This is a genomic window from Psychrilyobacter atlanticus DSM 19335 (assembly GCF_000426625.1).
GTDB classification, from domain to species: domain Bacteria; phylum Fusobacteriota; class Fusobacteriia; order Fusobacteriales; family Fusobacteriaceae; genus Psychrilyobacter; species Psychrilyobacter atlanticus.
In genome coordinates this window covers 337147-358065 of sequence record NZ_KE384547.1, presented here as the reverse complement: position 1 = coordinate 358065, position 20919 = coordinate 337147, and the positions used below count along the sequence as shown (strand labels likewise).

The 20919-nt window shown below is 32.7% G+C and carries 22 protein-coding genes; 13 read left to right on the top strand and 9 right to left on the bottom strand.

Features of this window, described 5'->3' with window-relative positions; genetic code table 11:
* Positions 1 to 23: 23 nt before the first annotated feature.
* The 5 genes from K337_RS0102155 to K337_RS0102135 all read left to right on the top strand — a co-directional run bounded on the left by K337_RS0102155 (position 24) and on the right by K337_RS0102135 (position 4663).
* On the top strand, positions 24 to 1454 hold the full coding sequence (locus K337_RS0102155) for an aminotransferase-like domain-containing protein (RefSeq protein ID WP_028855123.1): 1431 nt from the start codon (positions 24 to 26) through the stop codon (positions 1452 to 1454).
* Positions 1455 to 1535: 81 nt separating this feature from the next.
* Positions 1536 to 2243: a YaaA family protein gene (locus tag K337_RS0102150; protein ID WP_028855122.1), complete on the top strand. Its 708-nt coding sequence runs from the start codon at positions 1536 to 1538 to the stop codon at positions 2241 to 2243.
* A 70-nt stretch (positions 2244 to 2313) separates the two neighbouring features.
* A complete protein-coding gene (locus K337_RS0102145; protein ID WP_028855121.1) occupies positions 2314 to 2604 on the top strand; it encodes a hypothetical protein in 291 nt (96 codons plus the stop codon).
* Positions 2604 to 3140 carry a hypothetical protein gene (locus K337_RS0102140; RefSeq protein ID WP_028855120.1) on the top strand — a complete coding sequence of 179 codons (537 nt, stop codon included), beginning with the start codon at positions 2604 to 2606 and terminating at the stop codon, positions 3138 to 3140. Before K337_RS0102145 ends, K337_RS0102140 begins: the two co-directional genes overlap by 1 nt.
* 20 nt (positions 3141 to 3160) lie before the next feature.
* Positions 3161 to 4663, top strand: coding sequence for a carboxypeptidase M32 (locus tag K337_RS0102135; protein ID WP_037029065.1), 1503 nt, complete (start codon positions 3161 to 3163; stop codon positions 4661 to 4663).
* 46 nt (positions 4664 to 4709) lie between these two features.
* Here K337_RS0102135 and hcp (K337_RS0102130) read toward each other — a convergent pair whose 3' ends face one another.
* Both hcp (K337_RS0102130) and K337_RS0102125 read right to left on the bottom strand, forming a co-directional pair.
* On the bottom strand, positions 4710 to 6359 hold the full coding sequence (hcp, locus tag K337_RS0102130) for a hydroxylamine reductase (protein WP_245584887.1): 1650 nt from the start codon (positions 6357 to 6359) through the stop codon (positions 4710 to 4712).
* A 181-nt stretch (positions 6360 to 6540) separates the two neighbouring features.
* Positions 6541 to 6783: an SHOCT domain-containing protein gene (locus K337_RS0102125; protein WP_028855117.1), complete on the bottom strand. Its 243-nt coding sequence runs from the start codon at positions 6781 to 6783 to the stop codon at positions 6541 to 6543.
* A 160-nt stretch (positions 6784 to 6943) separates the two neighbouring features.
* Between K337_RS0102125 and K337_RS0102120 the strand changes: the two genes are divergently transcribed.
* Positions 6944 to 7252: a hypothetical protein gene (locus K337_RS0102120; protein WP_028855116.1), complete on the top strand. Its 309-nt coding sequence runs from the start codon at positions 6944 to 6946 to the stop codon at positions 7250 to 7252.
* A gap of 65 nt (positions 7253 to 7317) precedes the next feature.
* Here the strand turns inward: K337_RS0102120 and hcp (K337_RS0102115) are convergent, their stop codons facing one another.
* Together hcp (K337_RS0102115) and K337_RS0102110 are read right to left on the bottom strand one after the other, a co-directional pair.
* The gene (hcp, locus tag K337_RS0102115; protein ID WP_028855115.1) at positions 7318 to 8985 is read right to left on the bottom strand and encodes a hydroxylamine reductase; all 1668 of its coding nucleotides are present in this window, start codon (positions 8983 to 8985) and stop codon (positions 7318 to 7320) included.
* 143 nt (positions 8986 to 9128) lie between these two features.
* Positions 9129 to 9623, bottom strand: coding sequence for a deoxycytidylate deaminase (locus K337_RS0102110; protein WP_037029061.1), 495 nt, complete (start codon positions 9621 to 9623; stop codon positions 9129 to 9131).
* A gap of 144 nt (positions 9624 to 9767) precedes the next feature.
* Here K337_RS0102110 and K337_RS0102105 point away from each other — a divergent pair, with 144 nt between their 5' ends.
* The 6 genes from K337_RS0102105 (at position 9768) to K337_RS0102080 (ending at position 15642) form a co-directional block, all read left to right on the top strand.
* Positions 9768 to 10376 (top strand): hypothetical protein, encoded by a 609-nt coding sequence (locus tag K337_RS0102105; RefSeq protein WP_028855113.1) that lies wholly within the window; start codon positions 9768 to 9770, stop codon positions 10374 to 10376.
* A gap of 227 nt (positions 10377 to 10603) precedes the next feature.
* Positions 10604 to 11746, top strand: a complete 1143-nt coding sequence (locus K337_RS0102100) for a glycerate kinase family protein (protein ID WP_028855112.1) — start codon at positions 10604 to 10606, stop codon at positions 11744 to 11746.
* A 17-nt stretch (positions 11747 to 11763) separates the two neighbouring features.
* Positions 11764 to 13014, top strand: coding sequence for a GntP family permease (locus tag K337_RS0102095; RefSeq protein ID WP_028855111.1), 1251 nt, complete (start codon positions 11764 to 11766; stop codon positions 13012 to 13014).
* Between the two features lie 162 nt (positions 13015 to 13176).
* A complete protein-coding gene (locus K337_RS0102090; RefSeq protein WP_028855110.1) occupies positions 13177 to 13542 on the top strand; it encodes a hypothetical protein in 366 nt (121 codons plus the stop codon).
* A gap of 13 nt (positions 13543 to 13555) precedes the next feature.
* Positions 13556 to 14941, top strand: a complete 1386-nt coding sequence (locus K337_RS17480; RefSeq protein WP_051251567.1) for a sensor histidine kinase — start codon at positions 13556 to 13558, stop codon at positions 14939 to 14941.
* A 32-nt stretch (positions 14942 to 14973) separates the two neighbouring features.
* The gene (locus tag K337_RS0102080; protein ID WP_028855109.1) at positions 14974 to 15642 is read left to right on the top strand and encodes a response regulator transcription factor; all 669 of its coding nucleotides are present in this window, start codon (positions 14974 to 14976) and stop codon (positions 15640 to 15642) included.
* Positions 15643 to 15749: 107 nt separating this feature from the next.
* Here K337_RS0102080 and frr read toward each other — a convergent pair whose 3' ends face one another.
* The 4 genes from frr to rpsB form a co-directional block, all read right to left on the bottom strand.
* Positions 15750 to 16307, bottom strand: a complete 558-nt coding sequence (gene frr / locus K337_RS0102075; RefSeq protein WP_028855108.1) for a ribosome recycling factor — start codon at positions 16305 to 16307, stop codon at positions 15750 to 15752.
* Between the two features lie 204 nt (positions 16308 to 16511).
* A complete protein-coding gene (pyrH, locus tag K337_RS0102070) occupies positions 16512 to 17225 on the bottom strand; it encodes a UMP kinase (RefSeq protein ID WP_028855107.1) in 714 nt (237 codons plus the stop codon).
* Between the two features lie 82 nt (positions 17226 to 17307).
* Positions 17308 to 18192, bottom strand: coding sequence for a translation elongation factor Ts (tsf, locus tag K337_RS0102065; RefSeq protein ID WP_028855106.1), 885 nt, complete (start codon positions 18190 to 18192; stop codon positions 17308 to 17310).
* A 119-nt stretch (positions 18193 to 18311) separates the two neighbouring features.
* The gene (gene rpsB, locus K337_RS0102060) at positions 18312 to 19025 is read right to left on the bottom strand and encodes a 30S ribosomal protein S2 (RefSeq protein ID WP_028855105.1); all 714 of its coding nucleotides are present in this window, start codon (positions 19023 to 19025) and stop codon (positions 18312 to 18314) included.
* A gap of 256 nt (positions 19026 to 19281) precedes the next feature.
* Here rpsB and K337_RS0102055 point away from each other — a divergent pair, with 256 nt between their 5' ends.
* Positions 19282 to 20316 (top strand): PTS sugar transporter subunit IIC, encoded by a 1035-nt coding sequence (locus K337_RS0102055; RefSeq protein ID WP_051251566.1) that lies wholly within the window; start codon positions 19282 to 19284, stop codon positions 20314 to 20316.
* 44 nt (positions 20317 to 20360) lie between these two features.
* Here K337_RS0102055 and K337_RS0102050 read toward each other — a convergent pair whose 3' ends face one another.
* Positions 20361 to 20759 carry a hypothetical protein gene (locus K337_RS0102050; protein ID WP_028855103.1) on the bottom strand — a complete coding sequence of 133 codons (399 nt, stop codon included), beginning with the start codon at positions 20757 to 20759 and terminating at the stop codon, positions 20361 to 20363.
* Positions 20760 to 20919: the final 160 nt, after the last annotated feature.

The window sequence follows — 20919 nt, the reverse complement described above, 5'->3', positions numbered from 1 at the left end:
ACTTTTAAACCAAAGGAGAATAAATGAACATAAAAATAACTCTAAATAAAGACACAGATATCTACAAACAAATCTATTTATATTTCAAGGAAGAAATACTGGTTGAAAGATTCAAAGTAAATGATAAATTACCCTCCATACGACAGATTGCAAACAAACTTAAAATAAATAATATAACTGTTTTAAAGGCATACTCACTGTTAGAAACAGACGGTTACATCTACAAAGTAAAAGGAAGCGGATCCTTTGTTAAAAATATAAATTTAAACAATACCTGTACCCTGCAAAAACCAATCTTGGAAAATTTTAAAGGAGGGCAGATCAAAATAAATTCCAATATTAACTTTGCCAGCGCTACCCCCAATAAAGAAATATTTCCAACCAAGATATTTCAAAATATTATTTCCGATCTTTTTTTAGGAGATGCTCCAGATCTATTTATTTACGAAGATTCACAGGGAAATTTCGATTTGAGAAAAAATATCGCTAACCTATTAAAAAAAGAGATAAAAAATATCTCTCACAGGGAAATTCAGATTATTAATGGTGCACAACAGGGTTTAGATCTGTTAAAAAAAGGGATAATAAAAAATAGCTCTACCATTGTTTTGGGAAGCCCCACTTATTCCAGTGCAATCACTACTTTTTCCAATTTTTGTAAAATTAAAACTGTCCCTGTACAAGCAGATGGCTTTGATATGGCAGCATTAGAAGATCTCCTTAGATCTTCTAAAATAGATTATATCTATGTCATGACTAACTTTCAGAGCCCAACGGGATATAAATGGTCCAAGGATAAAAAAACTAAACTATTAAACTTAGCTGAAGAATATAATTTTTATATCCTTGAAGATGATTGCTTATCTGAATTGTATTACCATGATATTTCTACTTCTTCTATAAAGTCTATAGATTTTAACGATAAAGTTTTTTACATCAATACTTTTTCTAAAGTTATTATGCCTGGTCTCAGATTAGGATATTTGATCCCACCTAAAAAATTTATTTCCAGCGTTATTAACTCTAAATTTATCTCTGATATCTCGTCTTGTAATCTATCTCAAAAATCATTAAATGTATTTTTAGAAAATCATTATGAGGAACATCTATCAAAAATAAGAAGTTTTTATAAAAAGAAATATGAACTGGTAAAATCTCTTATTTTTAAATCAAAATTTTTAAAATTAGATTATCTTCCTGAAGGTGGCTTTTATTTCTGGGTTTCAATTGTAAATAACTTAAATTGTGATTTATTATATATGAAATTTAAAGAACGAGGGGTCAATGTTCTACCTGGGAATGTATTTTTTTATAAAAAAACTAGTTCCAATAAAATAAGGATTAGTTTTGCTGCTGTGAGTGAAGATGAAATAATATTAGGATTTAAAATTATAGAAGAAACTATCTACGAAATAATACATGAGGGTGAAAACACCTATACTCCTTTAATTTAAAATAATATTAAACAGATAAAAATTATGAATTCCCCCCTACCCTGTATTATAATTAAAGTAGTAATAATATAGGAGGTAACCATGAAAATCATATTTTCACCTGCAAAGTCTATGGATTTTTCAAATTCCATAAAAGATCCCCTTAAAATAAATTTCACCGATAAAACAAATTTTCTTCTAGAGAACTTAAAAACTCTGTCTCTAGATGAAATAACTAAGATAATGAAAATCAAGGGAAATACCTTAAATCATGTAAAAGAGATCTATAAAAATTTCGAAAATGCCAATACTAAAAAAGCGATAACTGCTTACAATGGAGTCTCATTTAAACAACTAGATTTAACTAACTATAACCAGGAGGAGTTTGTATTTTTAGATACTCACCTCATCATTCTTTCGGCTCTATACGGGGTAATAGAACCTTCTAATCTTATAAAAGAATATAGATTAGATATGAATATGAAACTCCTAGAGGATCAGAATTTATATAAGTTCTGGAGAAAGGAAATAAATGAATATTTCAAAGATGATGAGTTCATTATAAACTTGGCTTCTAAAGAATTTTCTAAACTCATAGAAAAACCCATGCTGACTATAGATTTCAAAGAAAGAAAAGGAGAACTCTACAAATCAGTGAGTGCTTATTCTAAAAAAGGAAGAGGTATGATGCTGAACTATATAATAAAAAATAATGTTACCTCTATCGATGAGATCAAAAAATTTAATTTAGATGGGTATTCTTTAAATGATAAATTGTCCGATAAATTTAATTTGATTTTTACAAGATGATATAAATTTCATGATATAATAGATAATAGATTATAAATACAATATAAAATTAAAAAATCAGGAGGAATATATGTTTAAAGTAGAAGTTGGAAAGGGACCGCTTATGTTTATGTCCTACTCTAGAATAATGAAAGAGGTTACGGGAGAGGTCCAAATTGAAGAGGTTAAAGATTCATACTATGCTATCTTATACGACTTTGGAATGCCTATTGGATGCGGTAGAATGAAAATCGAAGATACTCTTTACATCATAGATAATATTAAAATATTTAAGGATTTCAGTACTCAGGGACTTATCGAAGATATTTCGAATCAGCTCCTAAAGAAGGCAAAATCCATTGGTCTTGAGGAGAAAAACTAATGAAAAAAATTATAACACTATTTTTTTTAACAACCTGCTTAACCTTCGCTATCCCAAATTTTGAAAGTTTAGGATGGGGATTCACTATAGATGCTATCAAAGGTTTCTATCCTGAGGTGGAAAGCGAATTCACAACCAGCAACGAAGTCACAAAATATAACTACTATCCCAAAGATACAAATATAGGTAAGGTAGTTTTTTATCTAGTGGAGAACCAGCTTTATAAGATAGTAACTGTCTTTGATACAACTAAGGTCAGATCAGCTGATGTAGAAGGACTATTCAAAGATTATTCAGAAAAATGGGGAGAACCAAACTCTACGACCTTCGAAGAAAATTACGACAATTTTTCTATCAGAGGAAATGAGCATACCTGGATTGTGGGTTCTACATATGTTTCATTTATTGGACAGGATTATTTTGACAACAACAAAAACTTAACCGATTCAAAATTAATGGTTGAATACGGCCTGATCGACCCATCTAAAAGGAAAAAAGAATCATCTTTAAATAATTTGATTTTAGATAAAAAATAAATAGATCATGGGGGGAGAAAATGAAATATCAAGAAGCATTGGACTATGTAACCAATAAGTTGGAGGAACTCAGTAATTATGACTATGCATCATCGATTATTTACTGGGATTTAGAAACTGGAGCACCCAAGGAAGGGATTAGAAAGGCTTCTAAAGTTTTAGGTTTTTACAGTGGTGAATCTCATAAAATTTTAACGGATCACAAATTCAATAAAAATTTAGATCTTTTACTTGAGAATTTAGATCTTTTAGATACCATCCATAAAAAAATCATCATTGAAACTAAAAAAGACATCGAAAATATAAAAAAAATACCACTAAACGAGTATAAAGAATATAGTGAACTTCTGTCTCAAGCTCAGCCTATATGGGCAGAAGCCAGAGAAAAAAATGATTTTTCATTATTTCTACCCTACTTAAAAAAGATCATCCAATATAAACAAAAATATGTAAACTATAAAGGATATAAAGAACATCCCTATGATGCTGTTCTCGATGACTATGAGCCTGGAATAACTGTTAAACAGCTGGATGTATTCTTTGAAAATTTAAAGGATAAACTTGTTCCCCTTATCTTAAAAATCAACCAAAAGAAAGATTTTATATCCAATGATCTTTTAAAACTTGACTATTCTATCGAGAAACAAAAAGAATTTTCTATCTTCATAGCAAAATATCTTGGATTTGATTTCGAAAGAGGTCTATTGAAAGAAAGTGCACACCCATTTTCTATGGGACTCAACAAATATGATGTGAGAATGACTACCAGATATTTCTTAAATGATTTACAACCATCTCTTTTCGGAACTATCCATGAATCAGGTCACTCCCTCTATGAACAAAATATAGGAGAGGACATATGGGAAACTAGATTAGGCGGTGGAAATTCCATGGGTATCCACGAGTCTCAATCCAGATTATATGAAAATCTAATTGCCAGAAGTTTGGAATTCTGGATTCCGATCTATCCGCAATTACAGGAGGCTTTCCCCGAGAACCTAAAAGATGTTACTTTGGAAGAATTTTATAAAGCTATCAACAAAAGCCAATCAGACTTGATTAGAGTGGAAGCCGACGAGCTGACTTATTCATTACACATTATCCTCAGATATGAGATTGAAAAGGAACTTATTGAAGGTAAAATTACACCTGAAGAGTTACCAAAAATTTGGAATGAGAGAATGGAAAAGTATTTGGGAGTAACTCCTCCTAACGATTCTGACGGTGTTCTACAGGACGTCCATTGGGCTGCCGGGTTATTTGGATATTTCCCATCTTACGCTTTAGGAAGTGCTAATGCTTCTCAGATAATGAATACAATGAGAAATAAATTAGATGTAGATAAACTTCTAAAAGAGGGAAAATTAGATAAAATAAAAGGATATTTAGGAGAAAATATCCATAAATACGGAAAACTTAAAGATCCCAATGAAATTATGGAAATTGCCACTGGAGAGACTCCTAATTCAAAATATTATGTAGACTATTTAATTGAGAAATACAGCAATTTATACGAGGTATAAACATAAAAAAAAGAGCGATTTTATCGCTCTTTTTTATTGTTATTTTTTACTCACCCATAAATAAATTAATATCATCCTCTACAGATCCGATTCCTGCTATTCCAAAGTTTTCAACTAATACATTTACTACTGTTGGAGATAAGAATCCTGGTAATGTTGGTCCTAGATGGATATTCTTTACACCTAATGATAATAGAGCTAATAATACTATTACTGCTTTTTGCTCATACCATGCAATATTATATGCAATCGGCAATTCATTTACATCCTCTAACTCAAATACTTCTTTTAATTTAAGGGCTATTAAAGCTAAAGAGTAAGAGTCATTACATTGTCCTGCATCTAATACTCTAGGTATTCCACCGATATCTCCCAAATTCAATTTATTATATCTAAACTTAGCGCAACCTGCTGTCAAGATCACTGTATCTTTTGGTAATTTTTCAGCAAATTCTGTATAATAATTTCTTGATTTCATCCTTCCGTCACAACCTGCCATTACGAAGAACTTCTTGATTGCTCCACTCTTAACTGCATCTACTACTTTATCAGCTAGTGCAAATACCTGCTCATGGGCAAATCCACCTATGATTGCTCCCTCTTCAATCTGAGTAGGAGCTTTACAAGTTTTAGCCATCTCTATAACTTTAGAGAAGTTTTTTGTCCCATCTGCATTTACTGCAATTCTCTCCCATCCTGGATATCCTGCAGCATTTGTAGTAAATACTTTTCCGTCATAGGATGCTCCTACCTTAGGAGGTACTATACAGTTAGTCGTAAATATGATCGGTCCGTTAAAAGTTTCAAACTCTTCCTTTTGTTTCCACCATGAATTTCCATAGTTCCCTACCAGATGCTTAAATTTCTTCAATTTTGGATAATAGTGAGTCGGCAGCATCTCTGAATGAGTATAGATATCTATACCTGTCCCTTCTGTCTGCTCCAATAATTGAACCATATCGTTAAGATCATGCCCAGATACTAATATTCCCGGGTTAGTTCCTACACCTATATTAACCTCTGTCATTTCAGGGTTTCCAAATGTTCCAGAGTTCGCTTTATCCAGTAGTGCCATTGCTTCTACACCATATTTACCAGTTTCTAATACCAATGCCACTAAGTCATCTACTGAAAGACTGTCATCCAATGTAGATGCCAATGCTTTTTCCATAAACATTACTATCTCTTTATTTTTATATCCTAAATTATTGGCATGTTCATAGTAAGCAGCCATTCCTTTTAGCCCGTATATTGAAAGTTCTCTCAGAGATCTTACATCTTCATTTTCAGTTGATAACACCCCTACACTTAGAGCTTTTTCCTGCATTTCTTCCATGGTATCTACTGTAAACGTAAGTACATCATGATCAGCTAATCTCTTAGGTACACAACCTCCTTCTTTTAACCCCTCTCTGATTTCAAGTCCTTTTTTGATCTCTACTGCAATAGCATCATCATCAAAATTAGCATTAGTAATCGTAGTAAACAATGAATTAGCAATAAAATAATCTACTCCCTTGCATATATCACAATCATCTCTATGCTCTAATGGATGCCCCTCCCTCAAGATTGATATCCCTTTTAAGGTATAGATGAGTAAATCTTGTAAATTAGACGTTTCAGCTTGTTTACCACAGACTCCCGCTACTGTACAGCCTGTTCCCTTTGCTGTTTCTTGACATTGATAGCAAAACATCGGCACTTTTTCATCTTTTACAAGAATGTGTTTTACTTCCTCTTCTACTTCCTTTGCTAACTCCTTTTCCTTTGCAAAAAATCTTTTTAATCTATCCCATGCCATCTCATATCCCCTCCACTAAAATTAATATATCGTTACAATATATACGGGACATAACTTAGAATTCCTTTTTATTTTTTTAATCTCTTAGCTTTTCCTTCATATCTTCATACTCATTCTCTGTTATCTCTCCTGCAGCATATCTTTTTTTCAATATTTCCATGGGAGTTTCCTTTGTATCAGCATCTGATTTAAATCCATTTCCTTTGAATCTACTACTAAACATCGAAATTATCACCACTGCAATTAATATCCAAAATATAAACATAAAAATTCCTCCTCCCATAAACATAGAACTCCCAAAACCATATCCATGCATCATCTGAATCCCCTCCCTTGTTTTATATCAATATTCTAATCTGCCCATGTGAAGATTTAGTGAAAAATTAAAGAGGAACCCTTTCTCTACCTTCACATTACCTTCACAATAATGTCATAAAATATGTCTATAAAGAATTATTAATTTAATCGGGAGGAAAATTATGGAGATCAATATCAAAAGAAATATGATTATAGCAGGGGTTCTTTTTGTAGTCTTAATGTTTGCATATACCCAGCAAAATAAGGCTAATTCTGCTATTAAAGTAAATAAAAAAAATGGAGTGTATTATAAATTGAGTAACAACACTCCATTTACAGGAAAAGTTTTGGTAAGATATGAATCAAGTCCTGTAAATAATGAAGGAAACTCTAGGATAGGAAAGGTTCATTTTGAGAATGAATACTCAAATGGTATCCTAGTGTCTAAGGTTCACTACGATAAAGTTAATGATTCAAAGGCTGACTGTTAAATAAAAGTAACAAAAAAAGACCCAGATAAAAATCTAGGTCTTTTTATTATTCTATAACTATTAAATTACTCACCCATGAATAATTTGATATCGTCATCTACAGATCCGATTCCTGCTATTCCAAAGTTTTCAACTAATACGTTTACTACTGCTGGAGATAAGAATCCTGGTAATGTCGGTCCTAAGTGGATATTCTTTACACCTAGGTGTAATAAAGCTAATAATACGATTACCGCTTTTTGCTCGTACCATGCAATGTTATATGCAATTGGTAATTCATTTATATCATTTAATTCAAATACTTCTTTTAATTTAAGAGCTATAAGAGCTAAAGAGTAAGAGTCGTTACATTGTCCTGCATCTAATACTCTAGGAATCCCGCCGATATCTCCTAATTCTAATTTGTTGTATCTATATTTTGCACAACCTGCTGTTAAGATTACTGTATCTTTTGGTAACTTATCAGCAAATTCAGTATAATAATCTCTTGATTTCATTCTTCCATCGCAACCTGCCATTACGAAGAACTTCTTGATTGCTCCAGTTTTAACTGCATCTACTACTTTATCAGCTAATGCGAATACCTGCTCATGAGCGAATCCGCCTACGATAGTCCCTTCTTCGATTTGAGTAGGAGCTTCACAAGTTTTAGCCATTTCTATGATTTCAGAGAAATCTTTATTTCCATTTTCGTCTTCCTTGATGCTAACCCATCCCGGGTATCCAGCTGCATTTGTAGTGAACACTTTACCTTCATATGATGCTCCAGCCTTTGGAGGAACTATACAGTTTGTTGTGAATAAGATAGGTCCGTTAAATGATTCGAACTCCTCTTTTTGCTTCCACCATGCATTTCCGTAGTTACCTACTAAGTGATCATATTTCTTTAACTCAGGGTAGTAATGAGCCGGTAACATCTCTGAATGAGTATATATGTCTACTCCAGTTCCCTTTGTCTGCTCTAATAATTGAACTATATCATTTAAGTCATGTCCGGAAATTAATATTCCAGGGTTTGATTTTGTCCCGATATTTACTTCAGTTAATTCAGGGTTTCCGAATCTACCAGTGTTTGCACTGTCTAATAATGCCATTACGTCTACACCGAATTTTCCTGTTTCCAATACTAATGCTACTAACTCGTCTAATCCTAAAGTATCATCTAATGTAGATACTAAAGCTTTTTCCATGAACATTACGATCTCTTGATTCTTATATCCTAAGTTTACTGAATGCTCATAGTATGCAGCCATTCCTTTTAATCCGTATATAGTAAGTTCTCTAAGTGATCTGATATTTTCATCTTCAGTTGCTAATACTCCTACTGATAATGATTTAGCCTGCATCTCTTCCATAGTTTCTACGGTAAATGTTAATGCATCATGATTTTCTAATCTTTTAGGAGTTCTTCCTTTTTTAATAAAATTAGCTTTTAATTTTTCTCTTAATGCTAAACCTTCTGTAATTTGAGCTGCGATAGCCTCGTCATCAAAGTTAGCATTTGTTATAGTAGTAAATAATGCATTTGTTATATAGTAATCAATTCCTTCACAACAACCACAAGATTTTCTTGTCTCTAAATCAATTCCTTCTCTTAAAATAGCTATTGATTTAGCTGTATATATTAATAAGTCTTGTAAATTAGAAGTTTCTGGCTTCTTCCCACAGACACCTGCTATTGTACATCCAGTTCCTTTTGCTGTTTCTTGACATTGGTAACAAAACATTGACATATTATTTCCTCCATTTTCATTTTTTTTACTAAATAATTTTTTTAGTTTATTAAACATTTTTTCTCCTTCTTTCTTCTTTTCTATAATTGATTATATCAGTAAAAAAAGAAAAAAATCGGTAACATAGGTTACCGATTTTAAAATTAAATTAAATTTTCATCTAAAGAGATAGATATCTCCATTTTTCTTGGGATTAATTTAGTATATTTTACCCCTGCACTGTTTAAAAGCATCTTAGATGCCTTGTTAGAATCTGTCCCATCATATTTATCAGAAAGATAGACCACATTAGTTATTCCACTTTGAATTATTGACTTAGCACACTCATGGCATGGAAATAACCCTACATATATAGTACAATTTTTTAAGTTTTTTATACTATTTAAGATCGCATTTTGTTCTGCATGCATTACAAATGGATATTTAGTCTCTAAAAATCCTCCATCTCTTCCCCACGGAAACTCCTCATCGGAACACCCCTTGGGAAATCCATTATATCCTGCTCCAACAATTTTTTTATCCTCATTTATTATACAAGCTCCTACTTGAGTACTAGGATCTTTACTTCTCTGTCCCGACAAAACTGCTATCCCCATGAAATATTCATCCCAGCTGAGATAATCCTCTCTTTTTTTCATAATACACCCTCCTGTACCATTATTTTATAGTTTAAATTATACTATATCTTACTCAAACCATAAAGTTATTATCTTGTTCTATACAGGATTTTTTTTATAATTTCAGTATATAATCTTAGAATAAAAAAATTAGGAGGAGTATCTATGATTTATTTCGTTGCCTTTACTTTGGGCATTTCAGGATTTTTTCACCCATGTTTTATCGGGACTATCACTACATTCTATGCTGCTTTGGTTTTAGTCAGAGACAGGAAAAAATTTATCTTAGGCAGTATCTTGGGAATAATTATTATTAATTTTTCATTCCTTTTTTTTACTGATCTTTTAACTCACATCTTTCATCAAAAGATATTCAATTATATTATTGGAATAATGTTTATTCTCTTTGGACTTATGTTCTTGGGTATTATAAAGCATAAACATTCCCATCTTCTACTCACTGTGGAGAGGATAAAAAATACAAATCCTGTTTTAGTAGGAGTTTTCATTGTTTTTTCATGGATCCAATCCTTTGCTCACATATTTATCCCAATGGTTCCTTTAATCTCAAAAACAAACTCCTATTTAAATTTTTTTATAATCTTACCCTATATAACAGGATTGATTATACCGGTTACTTTATTTAATTTTCTGCCTTTGCAGTTCAAGGAAAAACACAGGGAAAAATATACCAAGGTCATTGGAATAGTTCTAATTATCTTAGGTATCTTCATCAGCTTCAACCTGTTCGAAGAGATCGAACACCTGATTTAAATAAAAAAAATTTTTAAACCGAGGGTTTTACCTGTCAAAGGCAGGTAAAACCCCTTTTTAATTTATTTTAAAAAAGTATATAACATAAAAGTGTCTATTTTTCAAAAATTGTAAGACAACTATTGACATTTTCTACAAATATAGTATAATAAATCATAAAGTGTAAGACAATTAGTGAAAAATTCCTTTTTATGAACATTTTTCACACTAGTAGAATGGGAGGTAAAATGAAAGTTTTAATTGCTATAGATTCCTTTAAGGGAAGTTTGTCATCTAATGAGCTGGCTGACAGAATAGAGGATGGTATAAAAAAAGTATATAAAGATGCAGATATAATAAAAGTTCCTGTAGCCGATGGAGGAGAGGGAACTATCGAAGCTTTAGTTGATGGAACTGGGGGACGTTATGTGGAAATCATAGCTGCAAGTCCTATACTTCTTCCTATAAAAGCTAGATATGGAATATTAGGAGATCAAAAAACTGCCGTGATAGAGATGGCTACAGCATCTGGCCTGCCCTTAGTCCCTTCTGATCAAAGAAATCCTATGGAAACTACAACCTATGGTACTGGTGAGATGATAAAAGATGCCATAACCAAGGGGTGTCGTGAATTTCTTGTAGGGATAGGTGGAAGTGCTACCAACGATGGCGGGATAGGGATGATGAAAGCCCTTGGAGTTAAATTTTATGATGAAAATAATATAGAATTAGGCCATGGAGGTAAACAGCTGTCTAAAGTAAAAAAAATAGACCTGTCTGGATTGCTGCCTGAGGTTAAAGAGTGTAAATTTTTAATCGCCTGTGATGTGGATAATCCATTTTACGGATTAAATGGAGCTGCTCATGTATATGGAAGGCAAAAAGGTGCCGACGATGAGATGGTTTTAGAACTTGATAAAGGATTAAAAGCCTTTTCTCAAACTATAAAAAAACTCTTAGATAGAGATATTGCTGACGTGCCTGGAGCTGGAGCTGCTGGTGGTCTGGGAGGAGGATTCCTTGCCTTTTTAGATGGTGAATTAAAACCCGGTATCGATATAGTTTTAGAGGAAGTAAAACTGAAGGAAAAATTAGAAGGTGTTGATTTTGTCATAACAGGAGAGGGCCGAATGGATTTTCAATCTGTTATGGGAAAAGCTCCTGTAGGAGTAGCAAAGTTAGCTAAAAAATATGACATCCCAGTTATAGCAATAGCTGGAGGCGTAGCAGATGATGCAGGAGAGGTACATAATCATGGCATTGATTCAGTTTTTTCTATTATGAACTACCCTATGACACTGGAGGAAGCTATGAATCCAGAAAGAGCAGGTAGTTTAGTAGAAAAAAATATAGAGGAAATTTTTAGACTTATAAAAGTAATAAACAAATAAAAAAGGGAGGAAAGAATATGCAAGTATCAGCATTTGGAGCAGTCTTAGGATTAGTTATCGCAATCGTTTTAATTATCAAAAAAAATCAACCGGCATACTCACTTATTATCGGAGCATTGATTGGTGGTCTAGCAGGTGGAGCTACCCTGCCGGAAACAGTATCACTTATGGTCGATGGAGCCAAAGGAATTACACCAGCAGTACTCAGGATCTTAACGGCTGGAGTTTTAGCCGGTGTATTAATCGAATCAGGAGCTGCCGGAAAAATTGCAGAAACTATTATCAAAAAATTAGGTGAAAAGAGAGCTCTTCTAGCCCTTGCTTTGGCAACACTTATCCTTACTTCTGTAGGAGTATTTGTAGATGTGGCAGTTATCACTGTTTCCCCTATAGCACTTGCCATTGCAAAGAGATTAAATTTATCTAAGATGGCTATCTTGCTGGCTATGATCGGTGGAGGAAAATCAGGAAATATTATCTCTCCTAATCCAAATACCATCGCAGCAGCAGAAAACTTCCATGTAGAGTTATCATCACTTATGGGAGCCAATATTATTCCGGCTCTTTTCGGACTTGTCGCTACAGTATTAATAGCTAAAACTTTGATCAACAAGGGTGGAATGGTTACTGAATCCGATGAACACGAGATTGAAAAAGAGCTGCCTGGATTTTTGCCTGCTATCTTAGGACCAATAATCACAATTGGATTACTAGCTCTAAGACCTATTGCCGGAATCTCTGTAGATCCACTTATAGCTCTTCCTGTAGGAGGAATAATTGGTTGTGCTGCTATGGGTAAATTACCACATTTAAAAACTTATATGTCGTATGGCTTATCTAAGATGACTGGAGTTGCTATCATATTAATGGGAACAGGTACAATTGCAGGTATTATCTCTAACTCTACACTAAAAGATGTAGTTTTAAATGCCCTAAATAGTATGGGGTTACCTGAATTTTTATTAGCTCCTATAGCAGGAAGTTTAATGTCGGCCGCTACAGCTTCAACTACCGCTGGTACAGCCGTTGCTTCTGCTACATTTGCTACTACTATAATGGCAGCTGGAATCAATGGTCTTTATGGAGCAGCTATGCTTCATGCCGGTGCAACAGTATTAGATCATCTTCCTCATGGATCTTTCTTCCATGCCACAGCAGGTTGTACTTCTACTGGATTTAACGACAGACTAAAATTAATTCCATATGAATCAGCAGTTGGATTTGTATTAGCTGCAACTTCCACAATTATCTATGGAATTATCTTATAATTTATAGGAATATTTTTTAAAATAAAAAAAGTAGTTTAGCCATTTTTAATGGAAAAACTACTTTTTTCTACTTTTTTTATTTTTTCTAAGAAAATTCTAAACTAAAAATGTTATGATTGTAAATAGATATTAAATTTTAAAAATATAACTAGGAGATACTCTATGAACAAAAAAATAACCTTTATTTTCATGCTTTTTACTCTAATTTGTTCTACATCCTATGGATCTTTGGAAAAAATTTCTTTTACTGATGGTTTAAATACTCTAAATTTAGAGTATACTATTAATATAGGTCCATCTGAGGCTATCATAGAATTTTATATTCCGACTATTTTAGATTACTATCATTGGAATAGATATAATAAGTTTAGGTTTGATAAACATGTATTTAACCTTATCCTTAAGTACGCCCTTTATAATACCGATAAAAATATTGATATTATAGTTAGGTCTAAATTTTTTCCATTAAATAATAAAATCTTATATTCAAAAAAATATAATTTCGAACATCAAAAAAACATTCCATAAGGGAGTACTATCCATGAAAAAATTTAATTTTTTTAATAAGATCTCCACTAAGATAGCTATGTCTTTTTCCCTTACATTTGTTTTGACTCTATTGGTATTAAACCTTATTATCTACGTCTCTATTTCAACACACATCAATACCTTAGAGCAATCTCTTGTTATTGCTAGAAAAGAAGTTATCTTAGAAGAAGTCAGTAATATAATCTCTGACTCTACCGTCTTGGGAGAGGAAGAAATTTCAAACATTATAGATAAAGTGAGTTCCCATAGAGACCAAATATATGTTAATTTTAAATTCCCAAAAAAAACTTATCAAACCTTTGAGAAAATAAGCCTTCCCTACACTATCGATCTCGATCAGGTAGGAGAGTATCACTTTATTAAATTGAAAAAAAATAGATTTTTCTATTTGAATACTATGATAAAAGCCCCTTCTGGGGAACCGATATACATACAGCTAATCAGTGATCTAAAAGCTTCTGATTCACTCATCGATGCTCTAACATCTACAATGCTTCTCATCGATTTGGTTGGTTTTATTTTTTCCATTGTTACCGGAGTTATTTTTGCAAAGAAAACTTTAAAACCAATAAATTCAATATCAGATACTGCTGAATTAATAAACCTTCATAATTTGAATAAGAGAATTGAAGCTTCTAACCATGATGATGAAATTGGAAGACTGATAAAAGTTATAAATGATATGATGGAAAGATTAGAACGCTCTTTTGAAAATCAAACAAAATTTATTTCCGATGCTTCCCACGAACTGAGAACTCCTCTTTCCATTATAAATGGATATGTGGATCTGCTCAATCAATGGGGAATTGACAATAAGGATCTAACTGAGGAGGCTCTTTCTTCTATTAAGGGAGAAGTTTTCAATATGACCGACCTCATGGAAAAACTTTTATTCATTGCCCGGGAAGAAAATACCAGGTATAAACTAAATTTAACAGATGTAGATATTTCTAGCTTACTTAAAAGAATTCATAAAGAATTTAAAATGATAGATAAAAAACATTCTTACTCAATACAGAATTTCCCTGAATTTCATGGGTTTATAGACGAAAAATTAGTTTTACAGGCAGTTCGAGCTATCATGGAAAATTCTATAAAATATACACCAAAAAATAAAAAAATAACTATTTCCTGTGAAATAGGGAAAAGTTATTTTAAAATTAAAATTTCAGATGAAGGGATTGGAATCCCTGAGAAACATATTCCAAAGTTATTTAACAGATTTTACAGAGTGGATGAAGCAAGAACAAAAAATACCGGTGGAAATGGCTTGGGACTTTCTATCGTGAAAAGTATCGTAGATATGCATAATGGTCATATTTTTATAGATAGTGAAGTCAATAGGGGGACTACCGTAACTCTTAAACTTCCTATATAAATAAGATTGCAGACAATAATAAGGGGGAATTTATGTATAATATTTTAATCGTAGAAGACGAGACTAAGATAGCTCGTTTAATGGAATTACACTTAACATATGAAGGGTATAAGGTAGACGTAGCCTATGATGGATTTGAAGCTTTAAACAAGATCAGAGAAAAAACATATGATGTAGTTATTCTAGACTGGATGCTTCCTAAGGTCGAAGGACCTAAGGTATGCCAAGAGATCAAAAAATTCTACCCTGAGACTATCGTTATCATGGTTACAGCTAAAGACGATATTACCGATAAAATTACCGGTTTTGAATTCGGAGCTGATGATTACCTGACTAAACCATTTGAATCTTTAGAACTATCCGCTAGAATCAAAGCACATCTTAGAAAGATTCACCGTCAGGATACTACTAACCAAATGACTGTTAAAGACCTTACTTTAGATCTTTCCAGATTCGTAGCTATCAGAGGGGAAAGGGATATTAAATTATCTAAAACAGAATTTGAGCTCCTAAAATTTTTAATTGAAAATAAAGGTATAGTTTTAACTAGAAATAAGATCTTAGTAAATGTATGGGGTTACGATGGAAGTGATAGTATCTTAGATGTATACATCAAATATTTAAGAGATAAGATAGACAAGGAGTTCCCTGTAAAGTTGATAAAAACTATCAGAGGAATAGGGTTTACTATAGAAAAATAAAACTTGAAGTTATAAAAAAAGACCATTCAATCGAATGGTCTTTTACTTTCCCTAAAAATATCCTTTTCCCCTCTCTCTAATTTAGGAGAGGGGCTAGGGGTGAGGTCTTATACAGTTGTGATCTCTTTTTCTTTCTTTTTAAATAATTCATCTACTGTTTTGATATAGTCATCTGTAAGTTTTTGAACATCAGTTTCAAAAGCTTTTAACTCATCTTGAGTGATATCTCCATCTTTTTCAGCAGCTCTTAACTTATTGTTGATATCTTTTCTTATCCCTCTAACAGCTATTTTTCCAGCTTCTGCTTCAGTTTTAGCCATCTTAGCATATTCTTTTCTTCTTTCAGCTGTTAATTCAGGTATAGATAATCTTACTACTTTACCATCATTATTAGGAGTTAGTCCTAAGTTAGCTAAGTTGATTGCTTTTTCAATTGCAGGAATTACAGTTTTATCCCAAGGATCTATAACTAATAATCTTGCTTCTGGAGCAGATACGTTTCCTACTTGGTTTAAAGGCATTTCACTTCCGTATTGAGTTACTTTTACGTCAGCTAACATAGCTACATTGGCTCTACCTGCTCTTATTGTAGAAAATCTATGTTTTGTTGAATCGATAGCTTTTTCCATTCTTTCTTTAGTTTCTGTTATTAATATTTTTGACATTTTATTCCCTCCATTGATTAATTAACTTTTCCCTATTACGTTTTTTCGTTGACCAATACAAGATTTTCTAGTTATAAATACTTGTATATTAAAAAGAAAACTATAGCATAATTATACTGCTTTAGTTTCTTTTATGACATTGTAATTTTTTTATAACTAGAAAAAATTACAGCTTGTCAGTGAAAACTATAATAAGAAACAATATTATTTTACTACTGTTGTTCCTATAACTTCTCCAAATACTGCTTTTTTAATATTCCCATCCACCAATGAATCGAATACTAAAATCGGAAGATCATTATCCATACATAATGAAATTGCTGCTGTGTCCATTACTTTTAGACCTTGAGCTATAACGTCTGAATATGTAATTGTATCATATTTTTTTGCATCTGCATATTTAGCTGGGTCCTTGTCGAATATTCCATCTACTTTCGTTCCCTTCATTACGATATCAGCATCTATTTCCATCGCTCTCAAAGCAGCTGCTGTATCTGTTGTAAAGTATGGATTTCCTGTTCCAGCACCAAATATTACTACTCTTCCTTTTTCTAAGTGTCTTTGAGCTTTTCTTTTGATAAATGGTTCTGCTACTTTAGGAATTTCTAATCCTGTTTGAACTCTTGTTTGAACCCCTAACTTTTCAATTGTATTTTGTAATGCAAGTGCATTGATTACTGTAGCTAACATTCCCATATGGTCACCGGTTACTCTATCGATTCCTTGTTCTTCACCAGACAGGCCTCTAAAGATATTTCCTCCACCAATAACAACTCCTACTTCTATTCCCAAATTAGCCAACTCAACAATTTGTTTAGAAAACATATTTATCATATGAGATGAAATCCCGTATTCCTGCTCTCCCATCAAAGCTTCTCCACTTAATTTTAAAAGAACTCTTTTATATTTTGGTGTCATATTTCCTCCTGGATTTTTTTAGTATTTTTTAGTCTCTATGTCGAAAAAAAGGGGCATAACAAAAGTTATACCCCTAAAAGAATTATGCGTTAAGTTGAGCTGCAACTTCTGCTGCGAAATCTTCTTCTTTCTTTTCAATTCCTTCTCCAACTTTAAATCTAGAGAATCCTTTTACTGTTATATCTCCTGCAAATTTCTCTACAGTTTCTTTATTTTCTGCTCTTACGTAAACTTGCTTAACTAAACAAGACTCTTCGTAGAACTTTCTTTCTTTACCTTTTAAGATGTTATCAATTATTTTTTCAGGCTTTCCTTCTTCTAATAATTGAACTCTTGCTATTTCCATCTCTTTCTTTAAGTCTTCAGTAGTTACTTGCTCTGGACATAAGTATCCAGGGTCCATAGCTGCTACATGCATAGCGATTCCTTTTGCTTTTTCTACGTTTACTTCAGTAGCTTCACCAGTCATTTCGATGATAACTCCTAATTTTCCACCCATATGGTTATAAGTAGTTACGAAACCTTCAGTAGTAACAGTCTCTAATCTTCTTAAGTTCATGTTTTCACCGATCTTAGCGATTAAGTTAGTTAATAAAGTTTCGATTGTTTCTCCGTTTATTTCTAATGCTTTTAACTCTTCAACAGTTTTAACACCATTTTCTAAAGCTAATTTTACAGCATTTTTTCCGAATTGAATAAATTCATCATTTTTAGTTACGAAGTCAGTTTCAGAGTTGAATTCTAAAACTATTGCAGTTTTTGCATCTTCAGAAATACCATCAAAGATCATTCCTTCTGCTGCTACTCTTCCTGCTTTTTTAGCTGCTTTAGCCATTCCTTTTTCTCTTAGGTAATCAATTGCTGCTTCCATATTACCTTCTTTTTCAGTTAATGCTTTCTTACAGTCCATCATTCCTGCTGCTGTAATCTCTCTTAATTCTTTTACCATTTTAGCTGTGATTTTCATTTGAATCCTCCTAAAATTTATAGTTACAGTCTCAAATCGACTTTTTTATTATTGTATATATACATATTAATACAAGAAGAATTGAGTACAAAAGTACTCAATTCCATTTTTGTATTTAATTACTTAGTTTCAGCTGGTGCTGCTTCCATACCTTTTCTACCTTCGATGATTGCGTTAGCCATGATAGTAGACATTAATGTTACTGATCTGATAGCGTCATCATTTGCAGGGATTGGGAATGTGATAGGATCTGGATCAACGTTTGAGTCAACCATTGCGATTACAGGTATTCCTAATTTGTTAGCTTCTTCAACAGCTAAGAATTCTTTCTTAACGTCTACTACGAAGATTGCTTTAGGAGCTGCTTTCATGTTCTTGATTCCACCTAAGTTCTTATCTAATTTTACTAATTCTTTTCTTAACATAGAAGCTTCTTTCTTTGTGTAAGCTGCATCTAAAGTTCCATCTGCATCTAATGCTTCTAATTCTTTTAATCTAGCGATTCTAGTTTTGATTGTTTGGTAGTTAGTCATCATTCCACCTAACCATCTGTTGTTTACATAGTACATTCCTGCTCTTTCAGCTTGTACTTTTACAGCTTCTTGAGCTTGCTTTTTAGTTCCAACGAATAATACGTCTCCACCGTCAGCTGCTACGTCTCTGATTACGTTATATGCAACTTCGATCATCTTTAAAGATTTGTGTAAATCTAATACGTGGATTCCGTTTCTTTCTGTGAAGATATATTTCCCCATTTTTGGATTCCATCTCTTAGCTTGATGCCCGAAATGCGCTCCTGCTTCTAATAATTGTTTCATAGTTACTACTGCCATTTTTGTGTTCCTCCTTGAATATTTGTATTTGGTTTTTAAACTTCCGTTAAGCTCGAAACTAGGAGACCAATATAGATTGGCACCTTCCCTAGAAATACCTAACGTGTTAAATAGCTACTAATAATATCATTTTTGTAAGAAAAAGTCAATCTTTTTCAGCCAACGAAAGTGAGTAAATTATTACAGCACGTCCATTTTTAATTTTATAATGCTTATGATATAATTATATCAGTATAAAAAATAAAGGAGTTAATTTATGACAACTAATATCAACAGTTTAGAACAAAAGAAAAATATCTTCAAATCAGGAATAACCTATCTTACCAAGGTATTAAATGGTATGGCTTTGGGACTTTTTTCATCCCTTATAATAGGTCTTATCTTAAAACAAATCGGAGTTTATACAGGACTTAATTTCCTGTCTCACTATGGGCAGATAGCTCAATGGATGATGGGTCCTGCTATTGGTGCAGGAGTAGCATATAGTTTAAAAGTCCATCCTTTAGCTATATTCTCAGCAATTATTTGCGGTGCTTTAGGAGCCGGTACCATTACTGCTGGTGGCGGAATAACTATAGGGGAACCTGTAGGAGCATTTATAGCTTCCCTTGTAGGAGCCGAAGTTGGTCGATTGATAAGCGGTCGAACAAAGTTTGATATCTTATTAATCCCTTCTTTAACAATTATTTGCGGTGGGCTTGCAGCTAGCTTAGTCTCACCTTTTATGGTGGATTTTATGAAAGAAGTCGGGATATTTATAAATACACTTACTACTCTTCATCCTATTCCTATGGGAATTACTCTCTCAGTGGTAATGGGAATCATCTTAACACTGCCAATTTCTAGTGCTGCTATCTCAATTTCTTTAGGATTATCAGGAATTGCAGCTGGTGCTGCTACAGTTGGATGTGCCACTCATATGATCGGGTTTGCAGTCTCCAGCTATAGGGAAAATAAGGTTGGAGGATTGGTCTCCCAAGGATTAGGAACCTCTATGCTTCAAGTTCCCAATGTTATAAAAAAACCTATTGTTGCTCTACCTGTTATCCTTACTTCTGCAATTTTAGGACCCTTAGCAACTACCGTGTTCCACATGAAAAATAATTCAATTGGTGCTGGTATGGGAACTTCTGGATTAGTTGGACAGATAGGTACCTTTAAAACCATGGGTACTGATGGGCTTTTAGGAATTTTACTCCTCCACTTTATTCTTCCGGGAATTTTCACTTATTTTATAAGTGAATTCATGAGAAAAAAGAATTGGATTAAATATGGAGATCTACAATTGTAAATAAAAAAAAGACTTATTCATCGGTGATGAATAAGTCTTTTTTTCTATATTATATAATACCTTCTGGCTATTAATTTATTTTCATCCTCACTCACAAAAATTAGATTCACTTCATAGTCGTTAGCTTTCACCTGATCTTTTACCAACGCCACTATTCTCTTGAAGTATTCATCAAAAAATCCACCTTCAGATTTTGCAATCAACTCATTTATCCCTACAACATTTTTACCTATAAGTCTTACTATGCCACTTTTCTCAAATAAATTCACTTCAACTTCACAAGTTATTGGTTTCCCTCCATTAGGTATTTGAGAATGGTCAGCAATAAAAATTTTTTCAATCTCTTTTTCCATAATATTTATCTTAAGTAGAGTAGAGATGTCCATAGAATAAACCGATACTCCTACCATTACCATTAAAATCACCAAATTTATTTTTTTCATCTCTTCCCTCCCTATGTTCATTTTTTCTAATTATATGCCCCTTTATTTTACCCCTTAATTATCAAATATCTTAAATTTATTCTAATACTTTTCTTGTTTTTTTTCCACTAAAAATAATAACACTTTAATCTTAATTCTCTCTTAAAATATATTCATCTTT